17 protein-coding genes are annotated in these 15,957 nt (G+C 61.7%); 10 read left to right on the top strand and 7 right to left on the bottom strand.

Annotated features, from left to right (window positions below; translation table 11 throughout):
- Positions 1–19 precede the first annotated feature (19 nt).
- From R6G97_RS06520 to R6G97_RS06500, 5 genes are all read left to right on the top strand, one after another.
- On the top strand, positions 20–667 hold the full coding sequence (locus tag R6G97_RS06520) for a response regulator (RefSeq protein ID WP_043213950.1): 648 nt from the start codon (positions 20–22) through the stop codon (positions 665–667).
- A gap of 102 nt (positions 668–769) precedes the next feature.
- The gene (locus tag R6G97_RS06515) at positions 770–1,375 is read left to right on the top strand and encodes a fimbrial protein (protein ID WP_043213948.1); all 606 of its coding nucleotides are present in this window, start codon (positions 770–772) and stop codon (positions 1,373–1,375) included.
- Positions 1,376–1,449: 74 nt separating this feature from the next.
- Positions 1,450–2,202 carry a fimbrial biogenesis chaperone gene (locus R6G97_RS06510; RefSeq protein ID WP_167358055.1) on the top strand — a complete coding sequence of 251 codons (753 nt, stop codon included), beginning with the start codon at positions 1,450–1,452 and terminating at the stop codon, positions 2,200–2,202.
- 84 nt (positions 2,203–2,286) lie between these two features.
- Positions 2,287–4,818 carry a fimbria/pilus outer membrane usher protein gene (locus tag R6G97_RS06505; RefSeq protein ID WP_182943242.1) on the top strand — a complete coding sequence of 844 codons (2,532 nt, stop codon included), beginning with the start codon at positions 2,287–2,289 and terminating at the stop codon, positions 4,816–4,818.
- Positions 4,819–4,905: 87 nt separating this feature from the next.
- Entirely contained in the window at positions 4,906–5,379 is a 474-nt protein-coding gene (locus R6G97_RS06500) for a nuclear transport factor 2 family protein (protein WP_043213943.1), read from the top strand.
- A gap of 32 nt (positions 5,380–5,411) precedes the next feature.
- Here the strand turns inward: R6G97_RS06500 and R6G97_RS06495 are convergent, their stop codons facing one another.
- The 3 genes from R6G97_RS06495 to R6G97_RS06485 all read right to left on the bottom strand — a co-directional run bounded on the left by R6G97_RS06495 (position 5,412) and on the right by R6G97_RS06485 (position 8,970).
- Positions 5,412–7,499: an acyltransferase family protein gene (locus tag R6G97_RS06495; protein ID WP_317847913.1), complete on the bottom strand. Its 2,088-nt coding sequence runs from the start codon at positions 7,497–7,499 to the stop codon at positions 5,412–5,414.
- 205 nt (positions 7,500–7,704) lie between these two features.
- A complete protein-coding gene (locus tag R6G97_RS06490; protein ID WP_070573681.1) occupies positions 7,705–8,340 on the bottom strand; it encodes a ferric reductase-like transmembrane domain-containing protein in 636 nt (211 codons plus the stop codon).
- Positions 8,341–8,478: 138 nt separating this feature from the next.
- Complete coding sequence (locus tag R6G97_RS06485) at positions 8,479–8,970, bottom strand: DUF1543 domain-containing protein (RefSeq protein WP_043213941.1); 492 nt, start codon at positions 8,968–8,970, stop codon at positions 8,479–8,481.
- Between the two features lie 176 nt (positions 8,971–9,146).
- On the opposite strand from R6G97_RS06485, the gene R6G97_RS06480 reads away from it, so the two are divergent.
- The 5 genes from R6G97_RS06480 to R6G97_RS06460 are packed head-to-tail and all read left to right on the top strand — an operon-like array spanning position 9,147 to position 12,214.
- Positions 9,147–9,686 carry a chalcone isomerase family protein gene (locus R6G97_RS06480; RefSeq protein ID WP_090342785.1) on the top strand — a complete coding sequence of 180 codons (540 nt, stop codon included), beginning with the start codon at positions 9,147–9,149 and terminating at the stop codon, positions 9,684–9,686.
- 2 nt (positions 9,687–9,688) lie between these two features.
- Positions 9,689–10,225 carry a DUF3833 domain-containing protein gene (locus R6G97_RS06475; RefSeq protein ID WP_090342788.1) on the top strand — a complete coding sequence of 179 codons (537 nt, stop codon included), beginning with the start codon at positions 9,689–9,691 and terminating at the stop codon, positions 10,223–10,225.
- On the top strand, positions 10,222–10,527 hold the full coding sequence (locus R6G97_RS06470; protein ID WP_043213933.1) for a DUF6482 family protein: 306 nt from the start codon (positions 10,222–10,224) through the stop codon (positions 10,525–10,527). Before R6G97_RS06475 ends, R6G97_RS06470 begins: the two co-directional genes overlap by 4 nt.
- A gap of 8 nt (positions 10,528–10,535) precedes the next feature.
- On the top strand, positions 10,536–12,062 hold the full coding sequence (locus R6G97_RS06465) for a cryptochrome/photolyase family protein (RefSeq protein WP_317848147.1): 1,527 nt from the start codon (positions 10,536–10,538) through the stop codon (positions 12,060–12,062).
- The gene (locus tag R6G97_RS06460; protein WP_317847912.1) at positions 12,059–12,214 is read left to right on the top strand and encodes a DUF2256 domain-containing protein; all 156 of its coding nucleotides are present in this window, start codon (positions 12,059–12,061) and stop codon (positions 12,212–12,214) included. The genes R6G97_RS06465 and R6G97_RS06460 overlap by 4 nt, the downstream gene beginning before the upstream one ends.
- Here the strand turns inward: R6G97_RS06460 and R6G97_RS06455 are convergent.
- The 4 genes from R6G97_RS06455 to R6G97_RS06440 are packed head-to-tail and all read right to left on the bottom strand — an operon-like array spanning position 12,179 to position 15,957.
- Positions 12,179–12,670: a DUF2878 domain-containing protein gene (locus R6G97_RS06455; RefSeq protein ID WP_090342797.1), complete on the bottom strand. Its 492-nt coding sequence runs from the start codon at positions 12,668–12,670 to the stop codon at positions 12,179–12,181. The genes R6G97_RS06460 and R6G97_RS06455 overlap by 36 nt on opposite strands.
- The gene (locus R6G97_RS06450) at positions 12,667–13,929 is read right to left on the bottom strand and encodes an SAM-dependent methyltransferase (RefSeq protein ID WP_090342800.1); all 1,263 of its coding nucleotides are present in this window, start codon (positions 13,927–13,929) and stop codon (positions 12,667–12,669) included. Before R6G97_RS06450 ends, R6G97_RS06455 begins: the two co-directional genes overlap by 4 nt.
- Positions 13,904–14,713, bottom strand: coding sequence for a DUF1365 domain-containing protein (locus R6G97_RS06445; protein WP_090342804.1), 810 nt, complete (start codon positions 14,711–14,713; stop codon positions 13,904–13,906). Before R6G97_RS06445 ends, R6G97_RS06450 begins: the two co-directional genes overlap by 26 nt.
- Positions 14,710–15,957 carry an NAD(P)/FAD-dependent oxidoreductase gene (locus R6G97_RS06440; protein WP_102081663.1) on the bottom strand — a complete coding sequence of 416 codons (1,248 nt, stop codon included), beginning with the start codon at positions 15,955–15,957 and terminating at the stop codon, positions 14,710–14,712. The genes R6G97_RS06445 and R6G97_RS06440 overlap by 4 nt, the downstream gene beginning before the upstream one ends.

Here is a 15,957-nt window from a genome sequence, read left to right as displayed (position 1 = left end):
TCCACTCGCCTGAGGCTTTATGGAAAAACTCAAGGTCATCATTGCCGACGATCATCCCATCGTGTTGTTTGGCGTTCGTGAACTGGTCGAACGGGACCCGCATTTTTGCGTGGTCGGGGAGGCGGTAAGTTCCAGCGCATTGATCGCATTACTGCAGGAACAACCAGTCGACCTGGTGATTACCGACTACAACATGCCGGATGACTCGCCCTATGGCGACGGCTTGAAGTTGATCGACTATCTCAAACGGCACTACCCCGCAGTTCAAGTGTTGATATTGACGATGATATCCAGCTCGATGATTCTTGAGCGCCTGCACGAGTTGGGTGTGGTGGGCGTCATTCAGAAGAATCATCTGCACACCGAGATCGAGCGCGCGCTCAAGGCGATTCGCGGCAAACGCCCGTACTTGAGCCCTCAGGCGCCCAGAGCCTCAGTGGTTGATTCGGGGTTGGACACTGACCAGCGCCTGGAAACGCTGTCGCTCAAAGAACGTGAAGTGTTGCGCTTGTTCGTGGCCGGCAAGACCGTGGGTGATATTGCCCTTAGCCTCAGCCGCAGCCCCAAGACAATCAGTGCGCAAAAAGTCTCGGCCATGCGCAAACTTGAAGTCGATAATGACCAGGCACTATTGGCTTATTGCCTGGAGCGGCGTCTGTTTAATTGACGCTCGGCGGAGCTTATCAGGATCGTCTTATGGGGATAGGTGTCCGGGTTTATTAATGTGTTCTGGCAGTTCACTGCAGCACATTTCAACTAGGACATCATCATGAAAAACTATTCACTCGCCGCTTTGGCACTGTCGACACTCGTTACTTCCATGGGCACTTTGGCCGCAGGAGAACCACCGGTTCCTGTACAAGGTGGCAGCGGCAAGATCAGCTTCAGCGGCGTCATCAACAATGACGCGTGCTCGGTCGACGGCGCCAATGCCGATCGCGTGATCTCTGTGGATATGGGCAACGTTTCGATCAAAGACATGGGTAGCGCCGAAGCTCCAGCCTCGGGTCGTGTCACCAGCAAGGACTTCAACCTCAACGTCAACTGCAACCTGGGCACCAAGGTTTCCATGGTCTTCGACCCGACCATCCTCGGCGGCTCCGGTATCGTCACCGGCAAGGGCGTGCTGGCACTGACTCCAGGCAGTGGCGCAGCCAAGAACGTCGGTATCGCACTGCTCGACAGCACTGGGGCGAAGATCGACCTCAGCAGCAAGACCACTGCCACTATCCAGAGCGGCATGCATGGTGTCGGCGCAGCGGGCGGCGATGCCACCTTGAGTTTCTCGGCCGCCTACGTGACCACCGGCGCCGAGGGCACTGCCACCGCCGGTCGCGGTGATGCCACCCTGCCATTCATCCTGCAGTACGAATAAGTCGTCACCCAGGGTTCTGTACGCGCGAGGCCTCAGGGCCTCGCCGTCCGCTTAGATAAACGGGGTGATTGCACATGTTGACTCCCAGACTCATTGCCTGCCTGGGCCTACTGGGCATGCTCCTAGCGCCTCCGGCGATGGCCGGCATTTCGTTGAGCGCCACACGTGTGGTGTTCGACGGCGCCCACAAGGAAGCCAACGTGACCGTGCGCAATGGCGGCCAGGACGTCTTGATCCAGTCGTGGATCGACAGTGACGACGACCAGCACCATACGGTCCCGTTCGCGGTGACACCGCCCTTGGCCAGGGTCATGGCCAAGCAGCAGCAATTGCTGCGAATCCTCTATGAAGGGACAGGCTTACCTCAGGATCGCGAGTCGGTCGTGTGGCTCAATGTCCAGGAAATCCCTCAGGCCAGCGAAAAGGCCAACACACTGCAACTGGCCGTGCGCCAGCGCATCAAGGTGTTCTTCCGACCGGCCGGGCTGCCTGGCGATGCGTTGCAGGCGCCGACGGAGCTGGGCTGGCGCTTGACCCGCGAGGGCGCCTCCACAGTCCTGTCGGTGACTAATCCGAGCCTGTACCACGTGTCGATGGCCGACCTCACGGTTACGGCCAATGGTCAGCGAACGCTGGCGGCCGATTCGGCGATGATCGCGCCCGGACAGACCCGGACCTTTGCCTTGGCCAAGGTTTTGGCCGATGCACCGGCGAACCTGTCCTTTCGCAGCATCAACGATTATGGGGCGCAGAGCGAGTACCACGCGGCGCTGATGCCGAGCACTGTGGTCAAGGCCAAGGCTGTCGAGCCCGCCGCTTCTTCTTAACACCCTCAAATATCTTGGGCGCATGCCGGCGCACGCGCGGCATCGCCGTGCCCGGTATTTGCCACGGATGAAAGGTTTCCACGCATGTTTCTGCCGTTCGACAACCGGGGATGCTTCCGTGCACCCGCGCCGCTCAAGCTCGCCGCCTTGTCTCTGGCCATTCACAGCGCCTGTGTACACGCCGATGCAGCTTCCCAGCAGGTTGCCGAACCGCAGTTGCTGGCCTTCAATACCTCTTTCCTGCAGGGCGCGGCCTCATCGGTCGATCTACAACTTCTGTTGGCCGGCACTCGTGTGCTGCCCGGTAGCTACCGTGTCGACCTGTACAGCAACCAAGTATTGGTCGGGCGACGGGACGTTGACTTTCAACGCAACCCCACCAGTGGCCGCGTCGAACCGTGCCTGACCGTCGAGCTACTCAAGCAGTTGGGGATCGACCTGGACAAGCTCCAGGCCCAGGCCAAGCTTGATCTTGAAAATGTTCAGGCCTGCCAGGACCTCTCAGCGCTCATCGACCAGGCCGCCGTGAGTTTCGATGCCAGTCGCTTGCGCCTGGAAATCAGCGTGCCGCAGGTGGCCATGCAGCGCGGTCTACGCGGCTACGTCGATCCGCAGCTGTGGGATAACGGGGTGCCGGCGGCCTTCGTCAACTACCAGATGAGTACCAGCCGCAACGCTGGCAGCACCGACACCCGCTACAACACCAACCTGGGCCTGCGCAATGGCATCAACCTGGGCGGATGGCGGTTGCGCAACGAGTCCAACTTCAGCAGCGGCACTGGCCGCCCGGACACCTTCAAAAGCAACCGCAGCTACTTGCAGCATGATGTCACGGCCCTGAAAGGACAGTTCAGCGCAGGGGACATCTTCTCCGATGCGCAGCTGTTCGACAGCGTGCGCTACCGGGGCCTGAAGCTTGAATCCGACGACGGCATGCGCGCAGACAGCGAGCGTGGCTATGCGCCGATTATTCGTGGTGTGGCGCAGACCAACGCAACGGTGGAGATCCGCCAGGACAATTACCTGCTGTACACCACCAACGTGCCTCCTGGCCCGTTTGAAATCAGCGACATCTATCCCAGCGGCTCAAACGGCGACCTGCAGATCACCGTCATCGAGGCCGATGGCAGCCGGCGGGTGACCCAGCAGGCGTTCTCTAGCTTGCCGATCATGGTCCGTGAAGGGCAGGTGCGCTACAGCGTCTCGGCCGGTCGCTACAACAGCAACAGCGAAGGGCTGGCCACACCGCAGATGCTCAGCGCCAACCTGGCCTATGGCATCGACAGCAACCTGACCGGCATCGTCGGCGTCCAGGCCACCGATCAGTACAAGGCGCTGGCCTTAGGCGTAGGACGAAATACCTCGCTGGGCGCAGTGTCGCTGGACATCACCCATTCCAGCAGCCAGGCCCAGGGCGAGCGCAAGACGGGCAACAGCCTGCGTGCCCTGTATGCCAAGACCTTCACCGGCACGGCCACCAGTTTCACCCTGGCGGCTTACCGCTATTCCACCGAAGGCTACCGAACGCTGAGCAACCATATCGAGGACCTCAGTAGCGGCCCGCTGCTGCGCTCGGGGCACTCCAAGACCCGCACCGACTTGACCATCAACCAGAGCCTGGGCGCGGATCGACAACTGGGCAGCCTCTACCTGAACGCCAGCGACCAGCGCTACTGGAACCGCGGCGGATCGCGCAGCTTCTCGGCCGGCTATGGCAACAACTGGGGCGATGCCAGCTACAACCTCACCTGGAGCCAGACACAGGACCTGAGCAGCGGCGCTGGCGGCACCGACACCCAGGTCAGCCTGTCGGTGTCGTTCCCGCTCGGTACTCGCCCACGTGCACCGCGGGCGTTCGTCACCACCAGTTCGCAGAAAAGCGGCAACAACACCCAGGCCGGTATCAATGGCTACTTCAACGAAAGCGCCGACACGTTCTATTCGCTGCAGGCCGGCAGCAGCGATGGGGGCGGGCGTTCGGCCTCGGCCAACGTCAGCACGCGGACATCGGTTGCCGATGTCAGCGTCGGCTACAGCCAGGGCAGGGGGTACGACTCGCAGAGCCTGAACGTCTCAGGTTCAGTGGTGGCCCATCAAGGTGGCATCAACCTCGGCCAGACCGTGGGCGAAACCTTCGCGTTGGTGGAGGTTTCGGGTGTGCGTGGTGCCAAGATCAGCAGCTACAGCGGCGTCGAGACCGGGCGCAATGGCTATGCGGTGATCCCGAGCGCACAGCCCTATCGAGTCAACTGGATCAGCTTGGATACCCGAGAGTTGGGCGCCGATATCGAGATCGACAATGCCACCCAGCAACTGGTACCCCGGCGCGGCGCCGTGGTGCTGGCGCGTTACGCCGGCAAGACCGGGCGCCGCGTGCAGTTCGAGCTGTCCGACAGCCAAGGTGGCAAGATCCCGTTCGGTGCCGCGCTGGAAGATGCCGAGGGCAAGCAACTGGCGATCTCCGACCCGAGCGGCAAGGCGTTGGCCTTGGTCGAGCAAGAGCAGGGCAAGCTGACGATTCGCTGGGGCGACCAGCAATGTCAGGCATCCTATGCGTTGCCCGCGCGCGATAAGGCGCTGAACTATGAGCGTTTGCCATTGCGCTGCGGGCAGTAGGCGAGGGGCAGGTGAGAGGCGGCGCTCCACGCGTCGCCCATTTGAGCTATAGCTTAAGGCCTCTGAACGCCTCTGGAGGTCATCGAAATGAGCGAGTCATCACGCCCACCCTTGCCGCCTTTCACTCTGGAAACCGCCATCGAGAAAGTCCGACGCGCCGAGGACGGTTGGAATACGCGCGATCCTGCGAAAGTGGTGCTGGCCTATACGGAGGACACCTACTGGCGCAACCGCAGCGAGTTCATCGAAGGGCGCGACCAGGCTCAGGCGTTTCTGGAGCGCAAATGGCGCAGGGAGTTGGATTACCGCCTGATCAAGGAACTCTGGACATTCGCCGATAACCGGATCGCCGTGCGTTTCGCCTACGAATGGCACGATGATTCAGGCAATTGGTTCCGCTCCTATGGCAACGAAAACTGGGAGTTCGGCCCGAACGGCCTGATGCAGCGGCGCTATGCAAGTATCAATGACCTGCCCATCACCGAGCAGGAGCGCAAGTACCACTGGCCGTTGGGGAGACGCCCGGACGACCATCCAGGCTTGAGTGAACTGGGCCTCTAGCGCTTGGCTGTTCATGGCGGGGCAGCCCGGCATCAAGGGTTGGATTCGTTAAAGGGATTGCCCTTGGCCTGCAAATACATCTTGCCCATCGCCGTGGATGCGAAATCGGTGATGTGGCCGATGTCCCGATAGATCGGCAGGCCGTCGATCGACAGCTTGCACTGGCCATCGACGCACTGCACGTCCTTGGGGTCGATGACCAGCAAGTCCGGGTGTGCCTGCTTGGCGTCCCGGAACAGCTGCGCAAGCCAGGGGTTTTCTTCCGGTTGCGCGACGCTCGTCGCGCAATGATGCTCCTCGATCGTGCCCCTGAGCTTGATGCTGCGGTACAGGCAGTCATTGGCGCCTTCGGGCATGACGATGTTGCTCTTGATCAGCACGGGCCTGGCGCCGGAGCGCTCGATGATGTCGAGGCTCTTGAGCAGGGCGGCTTTCATGCGTTCGCGCGACAGGGCCTGGGAGCGTTGGTCATCGATCGACAGCACCACGGCGCTGCTGTTGGCGTAGGTTTCCCAAGTCAGGCCGATGATCACGTAGTCATAGTGGCTGCGAGCGATCAGCTTGTGGTACTCGGCGGCGGCGTCATGGCACTTCTTGTAGAGGGTGTTCTTGTACTTCCACCAGTCGTAGAGATAGACATCCGGCAGAGCCAGGCACCCTGGGCTGCCCTGGGCCATGACGGAAAGGTTGGCGTCCTTGGCCAAAATGTCAATGAAGCCCCAGAAGTGGTTGGAGTAGGAATCGCCCATCAGCAATGCGGTGGTGCTGGCGTTGGCTTGCCCCAGCACACAACTGCTGTCGGAGCCGTCGCTGGCACCGCCCAGGCACGGCCCACGCTGGGGTATTTCGCTTGCCTTCAGACGCGGCAGGATGTGCGTCGGGCCATTGCCGAAGCGCTCCATCCAGCCGCCGGCGGACTTGCCTGCCGAGTGCAGCGCCGAAAACGCGATGGCAGGTACGACCAGCAGCATGAACAGCGATTTGCCAAAACCCAGCCGGGTACGGCGCAGGGGCTTTTCGATGAGGTAGTACGAGGCGATGCCCAGGGCAAACGAGGCGATGAAGTAGCCGGCAAGGATGGCTGGCGTCTTTTCAACGCCCAGGTACTCCACGATGGCGATGACAGGCCAATGCCACAGGTACAGCGAATAGGAAATCGTCCCGATGAATACCAGCGGTGACCATGACAGCAGCCTGGACGTGATGCCCACCCGGCCAACCTGGCCCGAGATCAGTACCGCCGTTGCCAGACAGATTGCGATGGCAGGGTAGCCTGGATAGGCAGTGGTCGGTATGGATTGCGTTGCGCCATACAGGAGCACGCCAAGGGCGCCCAGGCCCAGTGCGCAGGCACTGACACGGCCGAGTCGTTGGCGGTCGTTGCCGAACACGGCTGCGCACGAGCCGATCAGCAGCTCGAAGCTGCGCGCCAAGAACGCGTAGTAGCTTTTATCCGGGGAGGTTTTTGCGATGAACAGCGCGACAGCCATGAAGACGACGGTCAGCATCACGACAGCGGCTTTCAATCGATGGGGCGCCAGGTAGCGCGTCAGCGCCATCAACCCGAGCGGCAAGAAGATGTACCACTGCCATTCGATGGCCAGCGACCAGGTGTGCAGCAAGGGCAGGGTCGCCGCCTCGGCGGTCGCATAGCCGTCGGTGGCTTTGGAGAAGTGCTGGTTGGACAGCAGCAGGCTGGTGTACTTCTCGCTTTTGAGAAAGTCGATGAAGTCCTTGGGCAGATACAGCACGCTGGCCGCGCCGAGCGTGACGATCAACAGCGCCAGTATCGCTGGCTGCAAGCGCCATAGGCGCTTGACATAGAACTGTCCAAGGTTGAAATCACCCCGGCTTAGCGCGCCCAGGATGATCGAGGTGGTGAGGTAGCCGGAGATCACGAAGAAAATATCGACGCCAATGAACCCGGAAGGGAACAGCGCCAGCCCACCATGAAAAATCAGCACCAGCAGGACAGCAACGGCGCGCAGCCCGTCGATATCGGCGCGGTACGAGGCCGGTTGCACACCGGTAGGAGCCCCGTGTGCCTTGCTGCGGTCGGCGGCAGCCTGGGCGCCGGTGCTTGCAGGAGCTTTGAATACCAGGTTCTGATCGGTTGACACGGCACAACATCCTATTGCGTTGAGACTTCTTTGACGCGGCAGGGCTCGCGAGCAAAAGCGGCGAGTTTATCAAAGGCTCTAAGGGTCGCTCCTGGCAGGCTATCCGATTGGCTGGATAAATATTACCGAATGTTTCCATGTGAGGGGCTGTCGGCCAAGCGGCTGGTCCATGCCATCGGCGATGGCCAGGGCTTGGCCGACACGATCAGGCCCTGACCTCGGTGCGCGCACTGCGACGCAGATGCGTGGCCAACTTGGCCGTGAGCTTGAAGACGATGGCACTGAAAATCAGCGCGAATGCCAGCGGATACCAGGACCCCATGGGAATGCGTTTGTAGAACGACAGCACGAAAACCCCCGCGATCACCCACGTACCGGTGCTGTGCAGCGCCTTCCAGGTGCGTGCGCCGAGCAGCCGGACGGCCGCAGGAAACGAGGTGAGGGTCAGCAAAATGATGAAGAAGTAGCCGACCGAGCCGGGGATGTTGGTCACGGCCGTGCGACCCTGCCAGAAGGTGTCGGGGAACGAGTTGGCGTACACGATGATCAGCACCGCATGCACCGCGTGGGAAAAGGCGAAAGCCAATCCGAGAAACCGTCGCTCGCGCAGTAGCCCGCGCGTGAAGGCACTGGGCACCAGGGTCGCTAGCGAGGAGGCCAGGAACGTCGCCAGAAACAACAGGAACGATGTGCGCGCAGTCACCCGGATCGCACTGCGCAACGCCTCCACCAGAGGCGATTGAGCCATCAGCGCCAATGCCGTGATGATCAGAACCGAAACAGACAGCACACTGAACAGACGCCAGCCATGCAGGCTGGCAGGTTGAGCATGAAGGTGCATGGCAAACTCCGTCGTTGGGGCGGCGTGCAGGGTGCCACCGCGGTCCGGAGCCATGGTGTCCGAGGTGTTTATCTCAGATGTGTCTGGGATCGGTCTTTATGTATCGCTTTGTAGAGAGGCAGAGCCAGGCAGGCGGCGTCAGAGCAGCAGATAGTCGCTGTATTGACCGATCCCGCTGTGCGCACCTTCGACCAGGTGCACGTAACGGCCATCCACACAGTCGATCGGCAGGCAGTCATCCACCTCGAGTACTGCGTCGGTGTGAGGCTTGAGCCAGTGGGCGTGCAAGCGCTGCTTGCCCAGTTGCCTTGCCTGTTGCTTGTTCCGAGCGACGACCAAAAGGTAGCGGTGTGCTTCACCGAAGACCGCTGGCTCATAGCCGCCGAGGTTAATGAAAAACAGCCTTGGATCGTCTGGCCCAGGCGCCAAGTGGCTGAACTCGACGCGGTAGGCATCGATGCCATCGACTTCCAGCCAGCCGTCGATATGCAGGCCCTCACGGCTACCGAACCAGCCTTGGCGCAATTGCGGGTAGGTCTGCTCCAGGGTCTGCGCCTGGGCGAACACCACATCGTGCACCTCGATGCTGGCGCGTGGGTGGCGACCTCCGAGCATGACTATGTACAACATGAAGGCTTCCTTCTCGGTGCGCTAAGGGCCGCATTCTGAAGGTCAAGGACACCTGTTGCAAAGGGACAGAGCGGACATATGGATCTACCGCGAGATTTTTAAAATCTATACACAGTTTGATTTAAGTTGTACAAGTGGCTAGCCTTTGTATAGATTCTGGTGCATACAGGCTCGTCATGGCATACCTGGTTCGGATGGTCTGTCTCTGTTTGCTGTTCGGCACGATGTCGTCGGTCTCTGCGGACTGGCGGGCTGCGCTGCCGGCCGCGCAGCGGCTCGGCGAGGGGGAGTTCACCTGGTTCGGTCTGCGCCTGTACAGCGCTCGGTTGTGGGCCGCCGGACCGGTGCAGGACTGGAGCCAGCCCTTCGCCCTTGAATTGACCTACCACCGCTCTCTATCCCGGGACACGCTGGTGCAGGCCAGCCTTCAGGAAATGCGGCGCCTGGGAGGCGGCAGTGTGACGGACCGGCAGATCAGCGCCTGGTCCGACACCATGGCAGCGGCCTTCGTGGATGTACGTCCGGGCATGCGCATCACGGGGGTGTACTTGCCACAGGAGGGCTGCCGCTTCTATGTCGACGGACGGCTCGCTCGTGAGGTCGCCGATCCGGCGTTCGCCCGGGCGTTCTTCGCTATCTGGCTGGATCCGCGAGCCAGGGATCCTCAATTGCGCCAGCGCCTGCTCGGCCTGGCCGATGACGACCGAGGAAACTGAACATGTACAAAGCGCTATTGCTGACCGCCTGCCTGCTGCTGGGCAGTTGTGGCAACGTCGGGGTCGAGCGGTATGCCGCTGAGCAGCCCCGCCTTGACCTGGCGGCCTTCTTCTCGCGGCCGGTACAGGCTTGGGGAATGTTCCAGAAGCGCTCCGGAGAAGTGGTCAAGCGCTTTGTAGTGCGTATCGACAGCCGTCGGGAAGGCGAGCGCTTGATCCTAGACGAGCACTTTCTCTACAGCGACGGCACACGTCAGCAACGAACCTGGACATTGGTGCCGGACGGCCCTGGTCGTTGGCGCGGAACAGCCGGGGATGTAATTGGGCAAGCCCGTGGAGAAGTAGCGGGCAACGCCCTTAGATGGCGTTACCAGCTCGATCTGCCGGTCGATGGAAGGCACTGGAAGGTTGACCTGGACGACTGGATGTACCTGATAGATGACGACACCCTCATCAACCGCTCGAGCATGAGCAAACTGGGCGTGGAGATCGGCCAGATCACGCTGTTCTTCCGCCGTCTGCCGGAGGGCACACCATGAACCTGAACACACTCTCCCAGCGGGTATCGGCCGGCGAGGTCGAGTCACTTGAGCTGCTGTCGCTCGAAGGCGGGTTCTATGTCTTGCGCGCGATGACCGGGACCAGCCCGGTCACCCTGAGCGATGAGCGCGGGCAGGCCATTCGATTGCGTTCTACCACTGAGCTGCGCGAGCTTCTGGCCAACCTGCCCCCGGTGCCGTGCATGCTGGTGCAGCAGGTGGTACATGATGAAATGTGCGGACAAAGGGACGGCCCCGTCGCGCCGTTGCGGATGCCGCTGACCTTGGCCAGCCAGTGGTAGCCAGGAAGGTGCGCCTGGGGCTGGTTCTGGGTGATCAGCTGTCATTCGACCTGGCCAGCCTCGCCGCGCTGGACCCTGCCCACGATGCGATCCTGATGGCGGAAGTGGCGCAGGAGGCGCGCTACGTGCCGCATCACCCGCAAAAAATCGTGCTCATCTTCAGTGCCATGCGCCATTTTGCGCTCGCTTTGCGAGCGCGCGGCTGGCAAGTGCATTACGTGGCCTTCGACGCGGCTGACAACAGCGGGACCATCGTCGGTGAGCTGCAACGTTGGCGACAATCACTGGGCGCTACGCAAATACATGTGACCGAGTGCGGAGAATGGCGCCTGGAACAGGCGCTACGGGATGCTCAGCTGCCGCTGGTGTGGCACCGCGATACCCGCTTTCTCTGCTCGCGCGAAGCGTTCGCGCGCTGGGCCCAAGGGCGCTCTGGACTGCGCATGGAGCATTTCTACCGGGGAATGCGCAAACGCTGCGGCTTGCTCTTGGAGCCAGACGGCAGCCCCGCTGGAGGCGCTTGGAATTTCGATGGTGACAATCGCAAGCCATTGCCACGAGGATTGCGCGGGCCGTTTCCAGCCCACTTCGAGCAGGACGCCATCACTTCGGCGGTCGTGGCCTTGGTTCGCCAACACTTCAGCGACCATTACGGCGCCGTGGACGGCTTCGACTACCCCGTGACCCATGACCAGGCGCAGCAGCTGTGGCGCCATTTTCTGGACTACGGCCTGGCGGCCTTTGGGGACTATCAAGACGCCATGGCCGAGGGCGAACCCTACCTGTTCCATGCCCGCATCAGCGCAGCCCTGAATATCGGATTGCTGGATGTGCGGCGTGTGTGCGAAGACGTGGACACCGCGTGGCGGGAGGGGCGGGTGCCGTTGAACGCCGCCGAAGGTTTCATCAGGCAGTTGATCGGCTGGCGCGAATATGTGCGAGGCATCTATTGGTTACGCATGCCGGCGTACGCTGAGCTCAACCATTTGCACAACACCCGGCCGTTGCCGGACTTCTACTGGACCGGACGCACCCGCATGCGGTGCATGGCGCAGGTCATCGAACAGACCCTGAAGTTGGGCTATGCGCACCACATCCAGCGCCTGATGGTGACCGGCAACTTCGCCTTGCTCGCGGGCATCGCGCCGACAGCCATTTGCCAGTGGTACCTATCGGTGTACCTGGACGCGTTCGACTGGGTCGAGCTGCCCAACACACTGGGCATGGTGATGCATGCCGATGGTGGTTACCTGGGGTCCAAACCGTACTGTGCCAGTGGTCGCTACATCCAGCGGATGTCCGATCATTGCAAGGCCTGCAGCTACAAGGTCGAACAGGCGACAGAAGCCGATGCCTGCCCATTCAATGCGTTGTACTGGCACTTTCTCATCCGTCACCGCGCGCAGCTCGCGCATAACCCTCGCCTGGCGCTGGTCTATCGGAACCTCGATGGCATGGCACCGGCGCGGCGCGAGGCTGTATGGTGCCGTGGTCAGGCGTTACTGGCGCGTCTCGATGCGGGGGACTGCCTGTGAACAATCGTTTGTTGCTAAGCAAGGTCTGCGTGGTCTGTGGCCGGCCTTTCAACTGGCGCAAGCGTTGGGCCCGATGCTGGGAGCAGGTGCGATACTGCTCCCAGCGATGCCGTCGGTCAGCGCCACGCCGCGATGCGTACCAGCAGCGGTAGGGCCAGCGCCCACACCGGTATCAGTAGAAGGCCTGTTGCCAACGGGCCCAGCGGCAAGCTGACCTCGGCCAGACGGGCTCCGCCCAGATAGGCCAAAGGACCTGTCAGCGCACCGGCCAGCGCACCGCGCCAGAAAGGCCAGCCCGCCCACGCCAGGCTGTGTCGCAAGCCGCTGGCCAACACCAGCCATAGCAACACCAGCCACAGCGGGAGCGGCCATGCGTCGAACCTGAACACACCCATTGCGCCCAGTACGCTATCGAGCACACTGCCAGCCAGCGCTGTGCGTGCTACGGCTCTGACCTCTTCCCTGAAGTCCGGGCACAGGCACAGGTGAATGGCCAGGCCGATGGGCACCACCAGCAACCACCCAGGGGCCTTGGCGCCCAGCACGCAGGCCCACCAGCCGGCCTGCAACCATAGGGCATTGGCGATCACCCCGTAGCGCTTGATCATCGAAGTGCGGGCAAGGGCGCACGTCGGGCCTGAGGCGCCGCCCACAACAACTGCGCTACGCCGATGGCCCGTTCCTCGAAGCCGCCCTGGCAATAACACAGATAGAACTCCCACAGGCGCTGGAACGTATCGTCATAGCCCTGGTCGGCCAGCAGCGTTCGACTTTTGCGCAGGTTGTCGCGCCAGTGCTCAAGGGTTCGGGCGTAATCCAGGCCAAAGTCTTCCAGGTGTACGAGGTTGAGCGCAGTCTGGCGGCTGGCGGTGTCCAGCAGCACGCTCAGCGAGGGAAGGGCGCCGCCGGGGAAGATGTAACGCTGGATGAAGTCCACCGAGCGCCGAGCCTGGGCGTAGCGCTGGTCACGGATGGTGATCGCCTGCAACAGCATCAACCCGTCGGGCTTGAGCAACGCGGCGCACTGGCGGAAATAAACCGGTAGGTAGCGGTGACCGACCGCTTCGATCATTTCGATGGACACCAGCTTGTCGAAGGTACCTTTGAGGTCGCGATAGTCATCGCACAGAACTGTGATCTGTTGTTCCAGTCCGAGGGCCCGCACGCGTGCTTGCGTATAGGCATACTGCGCTTGCGACAAGGTTGTGGTGGTGACACGGCAGCCGAAATGAGTGGCGGCGTGGATGGCCAGGCTGCCCCAGCCACAGCCGATCTCCAGCAGATGATCCTGTGCACGCAGCTCCAGTTTCTGGCAGATGCGCTCGAGCTTGTGCAACTGGGCCTGCTCCAGGGACTGCTCGGGGTATTCGAACTGGGCGGCCGAATACATCATGGTCGGGTCCAGCAATTGTTCGAACAGGGCGTTGCCCAGATCGTAGTGGGCGAGGATGTTGCGCCGGGCTCCTCGCCTGCTGTTACGGTTCAATCGGTGCAGTAGCCGCAGGGCAGGTCGCCCTAACCGCGCAAGCCCGCCTTCGAGTGCGTCCAGCACGTCCAGGTTGGCCACGAACAGGCGGGTCACCCGTGCAAGATCCGGGCTGCGCCAATACCCATGGATATAAGCTTCGCCCGCGCCGATCGAGCCGTTACCGGCGATCAGGCTCCAGGTTGCGTCATCGAGCACTTCCACTTCAGCCTGCAAGGGGCTGCTGGCCTCTCCGAAGCTCCATTGCTGTCCATGGCAGAGCAGCCGGAGATGGCCGTGACGGAGCTTGCCCAGTTGTGCGAGCACGACTGTTCGGGCCAATGCGCCAAGCAAGGGTGCCAGGACCGTGGTCTTGCTAACGCTCAGGGTGGGATTCGACATGATCAGGGTCCTCGCAAGGTTGGCCGAGTGCCAGGCTGCCCCGGCTGGCGGTGTGGTCATGGATGGGAGTGCGCTTGAACAAAAGGCGCAGGGCCTGCCAATAGATGGCCGAGACGGTGCGCAGGCTCATCCAGGGAAAGCTCAGCAGGTATCGATGCAACGCTTTGCGATCCAGCGGTTGGCGCTGCAAGGCCAAATCGGCTTCGAACACCTTTTGGCAGCCTTGCCAGTTCTCCATGTGGATGCGCACCGACTTGAGGTTCAGGGACAACTGCAGTCGGTAGTCCATGTCCAGAGGCATGAACGGCGATACATGAAAGGCCTTGGCCATGGAGAAAGGCCTGTCCAGGCGGCCTTGCACCGGCAGGACATAGTGAAACCGCTCATGCCATGGGGTGTTGCGCACCTCCAGTAGGATCGCCGTCAGGTGTCCATGGCGGTCGTGGCAGAAATAGAAACTCACCGGATTGAACGACAGCCCCCAGCAGCGCAATTGGGTCAGCAAGTGGACCGGGCCTTCGGGCCTGTGCCCCGTTGCCTGTTCAACGAGCAAGCGGGCAGCCTCGGCCAGCGGCTCCCCCTGGCGGGTCAGCGCTGGCAGGTAGTCGGTCTGGCGCCAGTTCAGCGGCGACAGTCGTCTGCTACCCAGCCAACGGGATAGGCTCATCAGCCAGGCTTGTTCATCCAGGTCCAGATAGAACATGCCGATGCGGTAGCGGAACGCGTGGTACCGCGGGGACAGTCGGCGATGACTGAGCCAACCCAGGCAAAGACCACTGTTCACAGTGTTTCTCCAAAGTGCCGGGCCACCTGCAGCGCGCTGACCACACCGTCTTCGTGAAAGCCGTTGCCCCAGTAAGCGCCGCAGAAATAGCTGTGCTTGTAGCCTTGAAGTCGTGCCTGGCGCGTCTGGGCTTCTGACGCTGCGAGGCTGTACTGCGGGTGGGCGTAGCAGAAGCGGGCGATGATCTGTGCAGGGTCGATGAGCGCGGTCTGGTTGAGGCTTACACAGAACGTCACCGGTGCCTGGATACCTTGCAGGATGTTCATGTTGTAGGTCACCGCAGCTGGGGCATGCGCGGGGCCACCCAGTCGATAGTTCCAACTGGCCCAGGCCTTCTTTCGCTGTGGCAGTAGACGCTGATCGGTGTGCAGTACCACGTCGTTCTGCGCATAGCCGATGGCGCCCAGCACGGCGCGCTCTTCAACGCTGGGGGTCTCCAGCAGCGCCAGTGCCTGATCGCTGTGGCAGGCGAAGACCACACTGTCGAACCGTTCGGTGCCAGCGGCACTGAGCAGCGTGACGCCTCCCTCGTCGCGTCCGACACGATGCACCTTGCAGTTCAGGCGAATACGCTCGGCGAACGGTCGGCAAAGAGGGGCGATGTAACTTCTCGAGCCACCCTGGACGACCCGCCACTGCGGACGTCGATTGACCGAGAGCAAGCCGTGGTTACGACAGAAGCGCACGAAGAACTGCAGGGGGAAACCCAGCATCTGCGTCCGGGACATCGACCAGATCGCCGACCCCATGGGCACGATGTAGTGCTCGATGAAGCGCTGGCCATAGCCTTGAGCCTGGAGGTAGGCGCCCAGGGTGGTGGAGGTATCGATCCGCCGTGCGTCCAGATCGTCCAGTGCCTGCCGGTTGAAACGCAGGATATCGCGCAGCATCGCCCAGAACGGTGGGCTGATCAGATTACGGCGTTGAGCGAACAACGTGTTCAGGTTGTGACCGTTGTACTCCAGCCCGGTGAGCGGATCATGGACAGAAAAGCTCATCTCGGTTGGCTGTGAAGCCACCTGGAGCTGATCGAGCAAGCGAATGAAGTTCGGGTAGGTCCAGTCGTTGAAGACGATGAAGCCGGTGTCTATCGCATGGCGTTCGCCGCACCAGTCCACATCGACGGTATGGGTGTGGCCGCCGACCCAGTCGCTGGCCTCGAACACCGTGATTTCGTGTCTGCGAGACAGTAGGTGGGCACAGGTCAGGCCCGCGATACCGCTGCCAATGATCGCTATACGCAT

Origin of the sequence: Pseudomonas sp. HTZ2 (assembly GCF_033173945.1) — a bacterium.
Lineage (GTDB): Bacteria > Pseudomonadota > Gammaproteobacteria > Pseudomonadales > Pseudomonadaceae > Aquipseudomonas > Aquipseudomonas guariconensis.
Note: the sequence above shows the minus strand (reverse complement) of the source record. Positions and strands in the feature narration are given on the sequence as shown.